Below are 14,032 nucleotides of genomic sequence, written 5' to 3' on the forward strand. Positions count from 1 at the left end.
ACTGACAATCGCCCTGACCTGCACCGGCGCCCCCGGAAGATCGCGCGCAGGGCCTCGGACCGGCCGTCAGTTCCGCGTCTCCCCCGGCCCCTTGCCGGAGTCGTCGCGCGCCGAGTCGTACCCGATGAAGTACGTGGGCCGGCGCTGTACGGCGGTGTAGATCCGGCCGATGTACTCGCCGAGCAGCCCGACGCAGATCAGCTGCACACCGCCGAGGAACAGCATGCCGACGAACAGCGAGGTCCAGCCGGGCACGGTCTTGCCGAGCAGAAACACCACCAGCGTCCAGGCAATCATGAAGAGGCAGGTGACGAAGCTGATGACGCCGAGCCAGGTCGCGAGCCTCAGCGGGGCGGCCGAGAAGTTGGTGATGCCGTCCACGGCGAGGCGGATCATCTTGCTCAGCGGGTACTTGGTCTCGCCCGCCACCCGCTCGCCCCGGCGGTACGTGACCTGCCCGCTCGGGAAACCGAGCCAGGGCACCAGCAGCCGGTAGACCTGCTGCTGGTCGGGCAGGGTCTTGAGGGCCTCCACGGCCTCGCGGCTGAGCAGCCGGAAGTCCCCGGCCTGCGCGGGCACCTGCTTGCCGACCATGCGGCGCATCAGCCAGTAGTAGGCGGCGGCGGTGCGGCGCTTGAAGCCGGTGTCGGTGCTGCGGTCGGAGCGGACGCCGTAGACGATGTCGAGGTTCTCGGACCGGGCCAGGTCCAGCATCTCCGGTACTTTCTCCGGCGGATCCTGGAGGTCTGCGTCGATGCTGGCCACGTACGCCCCGACCGAGCTGTGCAGCCCGGCGCGCAGGGCGGCCTGGTGGCCGGAGTTGCCGCGCAGCCGGACGATGCGGAGCTCGGGCCAGTCCGTACGGAACTTCTCGAGGAGTTCGGCGGTCCGGTCGGTGCTGCCGTCGTCGACCGCGAGGACCTCGTACGGGACCCCGGTGTCGTCGAGCACCGGCCGCAGGCGGCTCACCAGGGCGGGGAGGGCCTCCTCCTCGTTGTACATCGGCACGATGACCGACAGGGTCGTGGCCGTGCTCGCAGCCGACACTGGTTCTCCCTGCCCGTGAGTTCGCTCGCCGCCCTGCCGTCTACCGGGAGGCGAACGGCGCGTCGGTCGGGACGATCTCGCGGCCCAGCGGGAGCAGGGCGAGCGGGACCATCTTGAAGTTGGCGATGCCGAACGGGATGCCGATGATCGTGACGCACAGGGCGATGCCGGTGACGATGTGGCTGAGGGCCAGCCACCAGCCCGCCAGGACCAGCCACAGGACGTTGCCGATGCAGGATGCCGCGCCCGCGTCCCGGCGCTCGACCGTGGTGTAGCCGAAGGGCCAGAGGGCGTACACGGCGATACGGAAGGCCGCGATGCCGAACGGGATTCCGATGATGGTGATGCACAGGAGCACGCCCGCCAGGCAGTAGCCCAGGAACAGCCAGATGCCGCTGAGGACGAGCCAAATGATGTTGAGGATGGTCTTCACTGACTACGGCCTGCCATCTGTTCGAGCCGGGCGATGCGCTCGGCCATCGGTGGGTGCGTGGAGAACATCTTAGAAAGGCCCTGGCCCGGGCGGAACGGATTGGCGATCATCATGTGGCTCGCGGTCTCCAGCCTGGGCTCGGGGGGCAGCGGGAGCTGCTTGACGCCGGCGTCCAGCTTGCGCAGGGCGCTGGCCAGGGCGAGCGGGTCGCCGGTGAGCTGGGCGCCGGACGCGTCGGCCTCGTACTCGCGCGAACGGCTGATGGCCAGCTGGATCACCGACGCGGCCAGCGGGCCCAGGATCATGATCAGCAGCATGCCGAGGATGCCGGGCCCCTCGTCGTCGTCCGACCGGCCGATCGGGATCAGCCACGCGAAGTTCACCAGGAACATGATGACGGAGGCGAGGGCTCCGGCGACGGAGGAGATCAGGATGTCGCGGTTGTAGACGTGGCTCAGCTCGTGGCCGATCACCCCGCGCAGCTCGCGCTCGTCGAGTATGCGCAGGATGCCCTCGGTGCAGCAGACCGCGGCGTTGCGCGGATTGCGGCCGGTGGCGAAGGCGTTCGGCGCGTCGGTCGGCGAGATGTAGAGCCGTGGCATGGGCTGGCGCGCGGAGGTGGAGAGCTCGCGCACCATGCGGTAGAGCTGGGGGGCCTCGAACTCGCTGACGGGGCGGGCGCGCATCGCGCGTAGAGCCAGCTTGTCGCTGTTCCAGTACGCGTACGCGTTCGTCCCGAGGGCGACGAGGACGGCGATGATCAGGCCGCCCCGCCCGAAGAAGCTTCCGATGAGGATGATGAGTGCGGACAGCCCGCCGAGGAGTACGGCGGTCTTCAGCCCGTTGTGCCGGCGGTGCACGGTACGCCCTCCAAATGGTGCGGCAGGGGACCCCCGTCCAGGATCTGCGGATCTGAGGGCCTACGGTCCAGTGGACCCTCCCTTCTCGGTCAACGCGAGGTGAGGGCATCTGGTTCCCAGGGCGTGCCGGGCCGCCGCCCCGGTGTCCGGGGCGGCGGTGCGGCGGCGGGCGTTGCTCCGTACGGGGCGCGGCGTACGTCCGGACCGGCGTACGTCCGGACCGGCGTACGGGTCTGCCGGAGCGGGCTACTGCGGGAACAGGCTGCCGGCGGCGAAGCGCAGGACCAGCTGCGGGGCCCCTGAGAGCACCACGGCGGTGACGGCCGTGATCGCGATCGCGACGGTGACCGGCCACGGGGCCTTCGTACGGGCGGCCTCGGCGGGGCCCTCCGGGGCGCGGAAGAGCAGCGCCGTCCAGCGCAGGTAGTAGTACAGGGCGATGACGACGTTGACCGCCATGACCACGGCGAGCCAGCCCAGGCCCGCGTCGACCGCGGAACGGAAGACGGTGACCTTGGCGAAGAGGCCGATGAGGCCCGGCGGCAGGCCGGCCAGGCAGAGCAGGAAGAAGGCCAGCGCGAGGGCGGCGGCGGGGCGCTCCGCGTAGAGGCCGCGGTAGTCGCTGATCCGGTTCTGCGGCTTCGTACGGGCGACGAGGGCGGCCACCGAGAAGGCGCCGAGGTTCACGGCGGCGTACATGAGGGCGTACGCGACGGTGGAGCCGATCTGATCGCGATCGGAGTACGCGGCGGCCGCGATCGGGACCAGCAGGTAGCCGGCCTGGCCGACCGAGGACCAGGCGAGCAGCCGGACGGCGCTGCCCGGCCGGTCCGCGCGCTGGCGCAGGGCGGCGGCGTTGCCGAGCGTCATGGTGAGCGCGGCGAGGACGGCGAGGGCCGGGCCCCAGATGTCGGAGTACGCCGGGAAGGCGATCACCGTGACGAGGATGAGGCCGGTGAAGCCGACGGCCTTGCCGATCACGGAGAGGTAGCCCGCGATGGGCAGCGGGGCACCGATGTAGGTGTCCGGAACCCAGAAGTGGAAGGGGACGGCGGCGGTCTTGAAGGCGAAGCCGACGAGGGTGAGCGCGACGCCGGCCATGGCGAGGGTGTCGAGCTGCCCGGGGACGTCCTCGAGGCGGTCGGCGACCTGGGTGAGGTACAGGGAGCCGGTGGCGGCGTAGACGAAGCTGATGCCCATCAGCGACACGGCGGTGGCGGTGACGGAGGAGAGGAAGAACTTGAGGGCGGCTTCGGAGGAGAGCCGGTCGCCGCGGCGCATGCCGACGAGGGCGAAGGCGGGCAGCGAGGCGACTTCGAGGGCGACGATCAGGGTGGCGAGGTCGCGGGAGGCGGGCAGCAGGGCGGCGCCGGCGGCGGAGGACAGCAGCAGGAACCAGTATTCGCCGGCCGGCATGCGCGCGTCGCGGACGGTGGTGACCGACAGCAGGGCGGTGACCAGGGCGCCGGCCAGCACCAGGAACTGGATGACGAGCGTGAAGTGGTCGGCGGTGTAGCTGCACGCACCGGGGTCGGTGGTGAGGCAGAAGGTGGCGCGGTCGCCGGCGCGCAGCGGCAGCAGGGTGACGGTCGCGGCGGCGAGGCCGGCGACGGAGAGCCAGCCGAGCAGCGGCTTGAGCCGTTCGGGTACGAAGAGGTCGGCGACGAGGACGACCAGGGCGACGGCGGCGGGGAGCACCACGGGGGTGATCGCGAGCCAGTCGACGCTCTGGACGAGGCTCGCGGTCTCGGCGGCCGGGGCCGCGGCCGCGGACAGGGCGGACAGGGCCGTCATGCGTTGCCTCCTGCGAGGAGCTTCTGGACGGCCGGGTCGGTGAGGCCGAGGAGGACAGCGGGCCACAGGCCGGCGAGGACGGTGAGGGCCGCGAGCGGGGTCCAGGCGGCGAACTCGTAGCGCTGGATGTCCGCGAGTTCGAGCGCGGGCTCGGACTCGGGCCGGGCCGCGGGGTCGCCCATGCAGATGCGCCGTACGACGATCAGCAGGTAGGCGGCGGTGAGCAGGGTGCCGAACGCGCCGAAGGCCATGTAGGTGAGGAACGCGGGCCGGGACAGGCCCTCGGCCGGGTCGAACGCGCCGAACAGGGCCAGCATCTCGCCCCAGAAGCCGGCGAGGCCGGGCAGGCCGAGGGAGGCGACGGCGGCGAAGGCGAGGAGGGCGCCGAGCCGGGGGGCGCGGCCGTAGAGGGCGGCCCCGGTGGCTCCGGCGAGGGTGTCCAGATCGGCGGTCTTGTAACGGTCCTTGAGCGCACCGACAAGAAAGAAGAGAAGGCCGGTGATCAGACCGTGCGCGATGTTGGCGAACAGCGCGCCGTTCACGCCGGTGGGAGTCATCGAGGCGATGCCGAGGAGGACGAAGCCCATGTGGCCGACGGAGGAGTACGCGATGAGGCGCTTGAGGTCGCCCTTGTTGCCCTTGCGGGCGAGCGAGAGACAGGCGAGGGACCCGTAGATGATGCCGATGGCGGCGAAGGCGCCCAGGTAGGGGGCGAAGGTGGCCATGCCGTCGGGCGTGATGGGGAGCAGGATGCGCACGAACCCGTACGTGCCCATCTTGAGCAGCACGCCGGCCAGCAGGACGGAGCCCACGGTGGGCGCGGCGGTGTGGGCGTCGGGCAGCCAGCTGTGCAACGGCCACATCGGGGTCTTCACGGCGAGGCCGATGCCGATGGCGAGGACGGCCAGGAGCTGGGTGGTGTGGCTCAGTTCGCGGCCGTTTTCGGAGGCGAGGGCCACCATGTCGAAAGTGCCGCTGTTCAGCCCGATCAGCAGCAGTCCGAGCAGCATGACCACGGAGCCGAGGAGGGTGTAGAGGATGAACTTCCAGGCGGCGGCCTGCCGCTGAGCACCGCCCCAGCGGGCGATGAGGAAGTACATCGGGATGAGGACCATCTCGAAGGCGAGGAAGAACAGCAGCAGGTCGAGGACGGCGAAGGTCGCGAGGGTGCCGGACTCGAGGACGAGGAGCAGTGCGACGAAGGCCTTCGGGGACGGGCCGTCGGGGAACTTGAAGTAGCTGTAGAGCGCGCAGAGGAAGAACAGCAGCGCGGTCATCAGGAGGAGGGGGAGCGAGATGCCGTCGATGCCGAGGTGGATCCGGACGTCCAGCGCCGGGATCCAGCTGATGTCGGTGGTCGCCTGGAAGCGGGCCGGGGCGTCGTGGTCGAAGCCCAGAGCGAGGGCGATCGCCGCGGCGAGGATCACGCCGGTCACGGTCACGCCGTGGCGCAGCACGGCCTGTTCGGGGCTCTTGCCCTTGAGGCCGGGCGGGGCCGGCAGGAGGGCCGCGGCGGCGCCGAGGAGCGGTGCGGCCACGACGAACGCCAGAAGGAACTGCATCACGGACGGGCTGATATCAATCACGGCTGACTCACGGCTCACGATCCGGCGTTGACGTTGGCGAGGACGGCGGTGGCGATCGCCAGGACCACGGCGCCGGCGAGCAGGGCGCTCAGGTAGCTCTGCACGTTGCCGGTCTGGGCCCGGCGTACGAGACCGCCGAGCAGCCGGGGGCCGGCGCCCGCGCCGCGGACGTACGTGTCCACGACCTCGCGGTCGAGGAAGCGGACGAGGCTCGCGGCGGCGCGGACGGGGCGGACGAACAGCCGGTCGTAGACGGCGTCGAGGTGGAAGCCGTCGGCCGCGTGGCGGTGCAGCGGGCCGAGCAGCGCCCGGCCGGGGTCGGGGGCTGCTCCGGCCGGGACGGCGGGGTGGTCGTGGGTGACCTCGGCGACCTCGGGGGTCTCGGCGGCGGACTCCGCGGCGGCGGCGGACGCGGACGCGCCGGCTCCGTAGCCAACGGCGGCGGCCTTGGCCGTGGCCCGCTGCCACAGGGCGTAGGTCAGCACCGCGCCGACGGCAGCGGCTCCCGTGCCGAGGACCGAGGTGGTCAGGGACGGGGTGAGTTCGTTGCCGTCGAACCAGTCGGCGATCGGGCCGGCGGCGAGGCCGAAGCCGACCGTCGGGATCGCGAGTACCCACAGCACGCCGGTCATGGCGACGGGCTCCTTGCCGTGGTCGGGGGCGGCGGCGCCCCGGCCGCGGAAGGCCATCAGCCACAGCCGGGTGGCGTAGGCGGCGGTGAGCAGGGCGGTCAGCACGCCGGCGACGAGCACGACCCAGCCGGCGGCGCTGGGGGCGGACTCCGAGTGCCCGCCGGCGGCGTGCTCGGCGGCGACGAGGACGGCTTCCTTGGAGAAGAAGCCGGCGAAGGGCGGGATCGCGGCGAGCGCGAGCAGCGCGATCGTCATGGTCCAGAAGGCGTCGGGAATGCGCTTGGCCAGGCCGTCCATCCGGGACATGGCGGCCAGGGAGTTCGTCCCGGCGGCGTGGATGATCACGCCCGCACCGAGGAACAGGAGCGCCTTGAAGGCGCCGTGGGAGAGGAGGTGGAAGATGGCGGCGCCGCGGTCACCGACGGCCAGGGCCCCGAGCATGTAGCCGAGCTGGCCGATCGTGGAGTAGGCGAGCACCCGCTTGATGTCGTCCTGGGCCAGGGCGGCGAGGCCGGAACCGAGCATCGTGACGGCCGCCATGACGGCCATGACCACCAGTGCGGCCCGGGAGTCCGCGAAGACCGGGAGGAGGCGGGCGACGAAGTAGATACCGGCGGCGACCATCGTCGCGGCGTGGATCAGCGCGGAGACCGGGGTGGGGCCCGCCATGGCGTCCGGAAGCCAGGTGTGCAGCGGGAACTGCGCGGACTTGCCGGCGACGCCGGCGAGCAGGAGGAGCGCGATCAGCGTCGGGTGGTCGAGCCCGCCCGCGGCGACGGTGCCCAGGATCTTGGGGATCTCGAACGAGCCGGCGTCGGCGGCGAGCGCGAACAGGCCGATCAGGAAGGGGACGTCGCCGAGCTTGGTGACGAGGAAGGCCTTGAGGGAGGCGGAGCGGGCCGCCTCGGTCTCCCAGTAGTGGCCGACGAGGAAGTACGAGCAGATGCCCATGATCTCCCAGCCGACCAGCAGCACCATCAGGTCGCCGGAGTAGACGACGACCAGCATGGCGGAGGTGAACAGTGACACCAGAGCGGCGTACGACGGGTAGCGCGGGTCCTCACGGAGGTACGCCGTCGAGTAGAGCTGTACGCAGGTGGCGACGACGCCGACCAGCACGGCGACCAGGACGGCGAAGCCGTCCAGGTAGAGCGAGAGGTCGATCGGCACCGAGCCGGTCGGGGTCAGCTCCGTCGAGGCGACGATCGGCTTGCCGCCGCCCTGGCGGACGGCGACGAGCACGGCCAGCACGGCCGCGGCCAGCGCCGGCAGTACCGCGAGGGGCCGGACGAACCCGGGTGCGCTGCGGCCGAGCAGCAGTCCCGCCACCGCGCCCAGGAAGGGCAGGAGCGGGACGAGGACCGCGAGGGTCGTGGTGCTCACGCGGTGACCTCGCTCTGGTTGTTCGGGGCGGGCTCGTGGCCCTCGGCGGTGTCGCGCAGCCGGTCGACGTCCGAGGTGCCGCGGTTGCGGTAGACCATCAGCACGATCGCGAGGCCGATGCCGATCTCGGCGGCGGCGATGGCGATCGTGAACAGGGTGAGGGCCTGGCCGGCGTGAAGGGTGTCGCGCAGCCAGACGTCGAAGGCCACCAGGTTGAGGTTGACGGCGTTGAGCATCAGCTCGACGGACATCAGGACCAGGATGGCGTTGCGGCGGGCGAGCACTCCGTACAGGCCCGTGCAGAAGAGGAGCGCCGCGAGCACGGCGGGATAGGCGAGGTGCATCAGCGCTGCTGCCCCTTCTGGTCGTCGGGCTCACCGGCGGCGGCGTCCCTGCGGGAGAGCACGATGGCACCGATCAGGGCCGCGAGGAGGAGGACGGAGAGAGCTTCGAAGGGCAGCACCCAGTGCTGGAAGAGGATCTCGCCGGTCACCTGGGTGGAGCCCTGGGCGGGGCCGTCGAGATCGATCCAGGTGGTGCGGAACGCGTCGACGACGACCCAGACGAGCGCGGCGGCCGCGACGAGGGCGACGCCGAGGGCGACCCAGCGGTTGTTCGAGTCGGCGTCCGGGGAGCGGCCGATGGGGGCCTTCGTGAGCATCAGCCCGAAGAGGAGGAGGACGACCACGGAACCGAGATAGATCAGGACCTGGACCCAGGCGATGAACTCGGCGGTCAGCAGCAGGTACTCGACGGCGATCCCGCCGAGCGCGACGACCAGCCAGAGGGCGGCGTGCACGAGCTGCTTGGTGGTGACCGTGATCGCGGCCGCGCCGAGGGTGGCGAGGCCGACGAGGACGAAGGCGATCTCGACGCCGGTCGGGGAGAGGAACCCGTTGCCCGTTGCCGCGGCGGCCAGGGCGGTGGCTGCGGGGGTCACGCGTCTCCCTCCGGGGTGTTCGGGGCATCGGTCTCGGGCGCGGCAGGCGCGGCGGGCTCGGCAGGCTCGGCGGCTGCCGCGGCTGCCGCGGCGGCGGCCTCGGCCTTCTCCACCGCCTTGCGGGCGGCGGCGATCTCCTTGGGCTCCTCGGCGGCCGGGTCCAGGGCAGGCGGGGCCGGGACGGTCCACATCCATTCGCGCAGCTTGTCGCGCTCGTGGGTGAGTTCGAGGATGTCCGTCTCCGCGTACTCGAACTCCGGCGACCAGAAGAGGGCGTCGAAGGGGCACACCTCGATGCAGATACCGCAGTACATGCAGAGGGAGAAGTCGATGGCGAAGCGGTCGAGGACGTTGCGGCTGCGCTCGCGGCCGCCGGGGGCGGCGGCCGGGACCGTCTCCTTGTGGGAGTCGATGTAGATGCACCAGTCGGGGCACTCGCGGGCGCACAGCATGCAGACCGTGCAGTTCTCCTCGAACAGGCCGATGACCCCGCGGGTGCGGGGCGGGAGCTCGGGCTGTACCTCGGGGTACTGGGCGGTGTGCGCGCGCTTCGTCATCGTGCGCAGGGTGACGGCGAGACCCTTGGCGAGGCCGGATCCGGGGATGGGCATTACTGGATCGCCACCTTCACGATGCCGGTGAGCGCGATCTGGGCGAGCGCGAGCGGGATGAGTGTGGTCCAGGCGAGTTTCTGGAGCTGGTCCTCGCGCAGCCGCGGGTAGGTGACGCGGAGCCAGATCACGACGAAGGCGAGGACCGCGGTCTTGAGGAGGGTCCAGACCCAGCCGTCGGCGATCGGGCCGTGCCAGCCGCCGAGGAACAGGACGGTGGTGAGGGCGCAGAGGACGACGATGCCGGCGTACTCGGCGAGCAGGAACAGCGCGAAGCGCAGGCCGGTGTACTCGGTGTACGCGCCGAAGATGATCTCGGAGTCGGCGACGGGCATGTCGAAGGGGGGACGCTGGAGTTCGGCGAGGCCGGCGGTGAAGAAGACGAGCGCGCCGGTGATCTGCCAGGGCAGCCACCACCACTGGAAGGCGTCGACGATGCCGGGCAGGGACACGGTCCCGGCGGCCATCGCGACGGAGGCGGCGGCGAGCAGCATGGGGAGCTCGTACGCGAGGAGCTGTGCGGCGGTGCGCAGGCCTCCGAGCAGGGAGAACTTGTTGGCGGAGGCCCAGCCGGCCATCAGGCTGCCGAGGACGCCGACGCCCATGACGGCGAGCACGAAGAACAGCCCGGCGTCGATGGCCTGGCCGACCGCGCCTTCGCCCGGGCCGATGGGGATGGCGATGAGGACGAGGAGGTACGGGAGCAGGGCGACGGCGGGGGCGAGCTGGAAGATGCGGCGGTCGGCGTTGGCCGGGACGACGTCTTCCTTCTGCGCGAACTTCACGCCGTCGGCGACGAGCTGGGCCCAGCCGTGGAAACCGCCGGCGTACATGGGGCCGAGGCGGCCCTGCATGTGCGCCATCACCTTGTGCTCGGTCTGCCCGACGACGAGCGGGAGCACGAGGAAGACGGCGAAGACGACGATGAGTCGCAGGGCGACGTCGAGGACGTCGTTCACGCGTCGCCTCCGTTGTCGGATTCGGATTCAGGGGTGTGGCCGGTCCCGGCCTCGGGCTCCGGGCCGGGGTCGGCCGCGCCGGGGGCGGGTGCCTTCGGCTCGGCCTTCGGGCGGGGGTCCGCCTTCGGGCGCGGGCCGGCCGCGGGTGCGGAGCCGGGCTTGGGCTCCGGCTCCGGCTCCGGTTCCGGCTCCGAGTCCTGGTCCGCGAAGGCGGGCTGGGGATTGTGCCAGGGGGCATCCGCGCTGCGGGGAGCCGGGCGCCTGCCCGGCGCCACCGTGCGCCCCGTGGCTGCCTGGCTCGCCGAGCCGTCGGCTGTCGAACGGGCACGACGCGCCGGACGCGGAGGGACGTCGGCCTGCGGCGCGTCCTCGGCCGGGGCGGCGGCTTCCGGGGCGGCCGGCGTCGCTGCTGCCTCCGCGGGCGGGACGGCCTGGCTGGCCGAGCCGTCCGATGCCGTGCGGGTACGGCGCGCGGGGCGCGGGCGCTCGGGCTGGGACTCGGCCGGGGCGGCGGCCTCCTCGACGGCCGGCGTCACCGCTGCCTCCGCGGGCGGGACGGCCTGGCTGGCCGAGCCGTCCGATGCCGTGCGGGTACGGCGCGCCGGGCGCGGGGTCTCGGCCTCCGGCTGCGCCGGCGGGGTCGCCTGGCCGGCCGGGGCGTCCGTCGCCGGGCGGGGGCGGCGGGTCGGGGCGCCCTCGCGGGGGGCGCGGGCGGTGCGGGCCGGGCGGGCGGGGGCCGGCGGGAGCTGGCCCTTGAGGGGGCCCCAGTCGTTGGGGTCCGGGACGCCCGGCGGGAGCATCTGGCGACGCTTCGGGGCGTCGGGGTCGTGCGCCTCGCCCGGTTCCTTGGCGCCCGGCCAGGCCTTCGCGACGCGCGCAGCCAGGACGAAGTCCTTGCGCAGCGGGTGGCCCTCGAAGTTCTCCGGGAGGAGGAGGGGGACGAGGTGCGGGTGGTCGGTGAAGACCACCCCGAACATCTCGTACGTCTCGCGTTCGTGCCATTCCGCACCCGCGTAGATCGCGACCGCGGAGGGGAGGGAGGGCGCCGCGTGCGGGACCGTCGTACGCAGGAGCAGGCGGCGTACGCGGTGGTTCTCGAGGGACACGACGTGGGCGCAGATCCGGAAGCCGGTGCCCGGCTCGTCCACCGCGCTCAGCCAGTCGAAGTACGTGCAGCCCAGCTTGTCCCGGGCGATCTCGAGCGACGGGATCCAGCTGCCGACCGGCACGTCGACCGTCAGGACGTCGTACGCGTACTCGGCCACCGCCTCCGCGCCGAAGACGGTCGCGGCGGCGTCGGGGAGGGAGTCGTAGAGGTTCATGCGCCGGCCCCCGGTGCGGGCGGCGGCGTGATCAGGCCGCTGGTGAGCTGCGCGACCGACGGCCCCGCCGCATAGCGGTCCGCCAGCGATTCCCGAGCGATCTTCTCCTGGAGCTTGAGGATGCCCTGCAGCAGCGCCTCCGGGCGCGGCGGGCAGCCGGGGACGTAGACGTCGACGGGGATGATCTGGTCGACGCCCTTCGTCACCGAGTACGAGTCCCAGTAAGGCCCGCCGCAGTTGGAGCAGGCGCCGAAGGAGATGACGTACTTCGGCTCCGGCATCTGCTCGTAGAGCCGCTTCACGGCCGGGGCCATCTTGTCCGTCACCGTGCCCGAGACGATCATCAGGTCCGCCTGGCGCGGGCCGGGCGCGAACGGGATGACGCCGAGCCGGATGAAGTCGTGCCGGGCCATCGACGCGGCGATGAACTCGATCGCGCAGCAGGCGAGGCCGAAGTTGAAGACCCACAGGCTGTAGCGGCGGCCCCAGTTCAGGACCACCTTCATGGGCTCCGGGGCGAGGCGGGAGAGGACTCCCAGTCTCTTGGGCTCCGGGAGCAGCTGGGGCTCGGCCGACGTCACGGCCGGTGTCACGTCCATTCGAGGACGCCCTTCTTGTACGCGTAGAGCAGGCCGACGGCCAGGAAGCCCAGGAAGATGAACATCTCCACGAGCGTCGTGGCGCCGTAACCGGCGGCGGCGAACACCGTCGCCCACGGGAAGAGGAAGATCGAGTCGACGGCGAAGATGACGTAGAGGAACGCGTAGACGTAGTAGCGGACCTGGGTGTGCGCCCAGCCCTCGCCGACGGGGTCCACACCGCACTCGTACGTCAGCAGCTTCTCAGGGGTCGGGACGACCGGTCTCAGCAGGCGGCCCGCGCCGAACGCGACGGCCACGAAGAGCACACCGAGGACGGCCAGCAGGCCGACGACCGAATAACTCCGGAAATAGTCTGCTGCGAGCACGGTTACGGTCGATACCGTTGGGTCGGGCACGTCCGTTCCTCGCTCCTTGGCCACTGTCGACGATCTGGTACGGACGGGAGTCTAGGGCCTGGCTCACACAGGGTGGGGTTATCCCCCGTTTACAGCGGCCCGGCTACCCCATGGCACCCGCGGGGCGATATTGGCAGGCTGGGGCGCATGACCGCGCGCATTCAAGTCTCCCACCAGGGTCCCGACAACGACCGGCCTCCCCCCGTACGCCCGGCCCTGGGGTCCGTGGCGTGGAAAGAGACCGTCCATCTGTTGAGCAATCTTCCGCTCGCACTCGTCGGGTTCGTCTACACCGTGACCATGGTGGCGACCGCGGGCGGCCTGTCCGTGACCGCGATCGGTCTTCCGCTGCTCGCAGCCGGTCTGCTCGCGTCCCGCCAGCTGGGACGGCTGGAGCGGGCGAGGGCGCGCGCACTGCTCGGCGTACGGGTGGAGGAGCCGACTCCGCTGCCGGGACCGCGGCGGGCCGGCGGGTTCTTCCCCTGGCTGTGGGCGGGCGTGAAGGACCCGGTGGCCTGGCGGACCGTGCTGTACGAGCTGGTGCGGCTGCCGTGGGGGGTGCTGACCTTCGCGGTGGCGCTGGTCGGGCTGCTGGTGCTGTGGCCGGTGCTGCCGTACGTGGTGCGCTGGCTGTCGAACGTCGACCGGCTGATGGTACGAGGGCTGCTGTCCCCCTCGGACGAGCTGGAGCGGCGGATCGCGGAGCTGGAGTCCGACCGGGGGGTGGTCGTCGACACGGCGGCGGCCGACCTGCGGCGCATCGAGCGGGACCTGCACGACGGAGCGCAGGCGCGGCTGGTGGCGCTGGCGATGGGGCTGGGCCTGGCCAAGGAGAAGCTGCTGGAGGATCCCGAGGGGGCGGCGGCGATGGTGGACGAGGCGCACGGGGAAGTGAAGCTGGCGCTGCAGGAGCTGCGGGACCTGGCGCGGGGGATCCACCCGGCGGTGCTGACGGACCGGGGGCTGGATGCGGCGCTGTCGTCGGTGGCGTCGCGGTGCGTGGTGCCGGTGAAGGTGGCGGTGGATCTGCCGGAGCGGCCTGCGGCCGCCATTGAGGGGATCGCCTACTTCACGGTGTCGGAGCTGCTGCAGAACGTGAGCAAGCACGCGGGGGCGCGGGGCGCGAGCGTGGAGGTGTGGCGGACGACGGCCGCGGACGGCCGACCCGGGGCGGGGGCCGGATCCGGGGTCGGGGTCGGGGTCGGGGTCGCGGTCGGGGTCGGGGTCGGGGCGCGGCTTTTGATCCGGGTGTCGGATGACGGTCGGGGCGGGGCCGATGCGGTGGGGGGCTCGGGGCTGGCGGGGCTGGCGGAGCGGCTGCGGGCCGTGGACGGGGTGTTCGTCGTCGACTCCCCCGAGGGGGAGGGGACGGTGGTGACGGCCGAGTTGCCGTGGCGCGGGCGCGGCTGATTGCGCCGGCCGCGGCCTTTTGATCGGGACCCCCGTCCAGGGTGTGGGCGGGGGTCCC

At 72.1% G+C, this 14,032-nt stretch carries 14 protein-coding genes; 1 reads left to right on the forward strand and 13 read right to left on the reverse strand.

The features are described from left to right. Nucleotides 1–66: 66 nt before the first annotated feature. The 13 genes from ACZ5WG_RS25585 to ACZ5WG_RS25645 all read right to left on the reverse strand — a co-directional run bounded on the left by ACZ5WG_RS25585 (nucleotide 67) and on the right by ACZ5WG_RS25645 (nucleotide 12,564). A complete protein-coding gene (locus ACZ5WG_RS25585) occupies nucleotides 67–1,002 on the reverse strand; it encodes a glycosyltransferase family 2 protein (RefSeq protein ID WP_468726357.1) in 936 nt (311 codons plus the stop codon). A gap of 85 nt (nucleotides 1,003–1,087) precedes the next feature. Further along, on the reverse strand, nucleotides 1,088–1,480 hold the full coding sequence (locus ACZ5WG_RS25590) for a YccF domain-containing protein (RefSeq protein WP_053788704.1): 393 nt from the start codon (nucleotides 1,478–1,480) through the stop codon (nucleotides 1,088–1,090). Further along, nucleotides 1,477–2,340 (reverse strand): zinc metalloprotease HtpX, encoded by an 864-nt coding sequence (gene htpX, locus ACZ5WG_RS25595; RefSeq protein ID WP_468726158.1) that lies wholly within the window; start codon nucleotides 2,338–2,340, stop codon nucleotides 1,477–1,479. Before htpX ends, ACZ5WG_RS25590 begins: the two co-directional genes overlap by 4 nt. Before the next feature lie 246 nt (nucleotides 2,341–2,586). Beyond that, complete coding sequence (locus tag ACZ5WG_RS25600) at nucleotides 2,587–4,134, reverse strand: NADH-quinone oxidoreductase subunit N (RefSeq protein ID WP_468726160.1); 1,548 nt, start codon at nucleotides 4,132–4,134, stop codon at nucleotides 2,587–2,589. After that, the gene (locus ACZ5WG_RS25605; protein WP_468726358.1) at nucleotides 4,131–5,696 is read right to left on the reverse strand and encodes a complex I subunit 4 family protein; all 1,566 of its coding nucleotides are present in this window, start codon (nucleotides 5,694–5,696) and stop codon (nucleotides 4,131–4,133) included. The genes ACZ5WG_RS25600 and ACZ5WG_RS25605 overlap by 4 nt, the downstream gene beginning before the upstream one ends. A 38-nt stretch (nucleotides 5,697–5,734) precedes the next feature. Next, complete coding sequence (locus ACZ5WG_RS25610; protein ID WP_468726161.1) at nucleotides 5,735–7,735, reverse strand: NADH-quinone oxidoreductase subunit 5 family protein; 2,001 nt, start codon at nucleotides 7,733–7,735, stop codon at nucleotides 5,735–5,737. After that, nucleotides 7,732–8,079, reverse strand: a complete 348-nt coding sequence (gene nuoK, locus ACZ5WG_RS25615; RefSeq protein ID WP_030298116.1) for an NADH-quinone oxidoreductase subunit NuoK — start codon at nucleotides 8,077–8,079, stop codon at nucleotides 7,732–7,734. The genes ACZ5WG_RS25610 and nuoK overlap by 4 nt, the downstream gene beginning before the upstream one ends. After that, nucleotides 8,079–8,675, reverse strand: a complete 597-nt coding sequence (locus ACZ5WG_RS25620; protein WP_468726163.1) for an NADH-quinone oxidoreductase subunit J family protein — start codon at nucleotides 8,673–8,675, stop codon at nucleotides 8,079–8,081. Before ACZ5WG_RS25620 ends, nuoK begins: the two co-directional genes overlap by 1 nt. Then, the gene (locus ACZ5WG_RS25625) at nucleotides 8,672–9,286 is read right to left on the reverse strand and encodes a NuoI/complex I 23 kDa subunit family protein (protein ID WP_468726165.1); all 615 of its coding nucleotides are present in this window, start codon (nucleotides 9,284–9,286) and stop codon (nucleotides 8,672–8,674) included. The genes ACZ5WG_RS25620 and ACZ5WG_RS25625 overlap by 4 nt, the downstream gene beginning before the upstream one ends. Then, complete coding sequence (locus ACZ5WG_RS25630; protein ID WP_468726166.1) at nucleotides 9,286–10,245, reverse strand: complex I subunit 1/NuoH family protein; 960 nt, start codon at nucleotides 10,243–10,245, stop codon at nucleotides 9,286–9,288. Before ACZ5WG_RS25630 ends, ACZ5WG_RS25625 begins: the two co-directional genes overlap by 1 nt. Further along, nucleotides 10,242–11,567 (reverse strand): NADH-quinone oxidoreductase subunit C, encoded by a 1,326-nt coding sequence (locus ACZ5WG_RS25635; protein ID WP_468726168.1) that lies wholly within the window; start codon nucleotides 11,565–11,567, stop codon nucleotides 10,242–10,244. The genes ACZ5WG_RS25630 and ACZ5WG_RS25635 overlap by 4 nt, the downstream gene beginning before the upstream one ends. Beyond that, the gene (locus tag ACZ5WG_RS25640; RefSeq protein WP_468726170.1) at nucleotides 11,564–12,166 is read right to left on the reverse strand and encodes an NADH-quinone oxidoreductase subunit B; all 603 of its coding nucleotides are present in this window, start codon (nucleotides 12,164–12,166) and stop codon (nucleotides 11,564–11,566) included. The genes ACZ5WG_RS25635 and ACZ5WG_RS25640 overlap by 4 nt, the downstream gene beginning before the upstream one ends. Continuing rightward, nucleotides 12,157–12,564 carry an NADH-quinone oxidoreductase subunit A gene (locus ACZ5WG_RS25645; protein WP_030163040.1) on the reverse strand — a complete coding sequence of 136 codons (408 nt, stop codon included), beginning with the start codon at nucleotides 12,562–12,564 and terminating at the stop codon, nucleotides 12,157–12,159. Before ACZ5WG_RS25645 ends, ACZ5WG_RS25640 begins: the two co-directional genes overlap by 10 nt. A gap of 147 nt (nucleotides 12,565–12,711) precedes the next feature. On the opposite strand from ACZ5WG_RS25645, the gene ACZ5WG_RS25650 reads away from it, so the two are divergent. Continuing rightward, nucleotides 12,712–13,974 (forward strand): sensor histidine kinase, encoded by a 1,263-nt coding sequence (locus tag ACZ5WG_RS25650; protein ID WP_468726172.1) that lies wholly within the window; start codon nucleotides 12,712–12,714, stop codon nucleotides 13,972–13,974. The last annotated feature ends 58 nt before the right edge of the window (nucleotides 13,975–14,032 follow it).

The organism is Streptomyces sp. NPDC032745, from assembly GCF_055579465.1.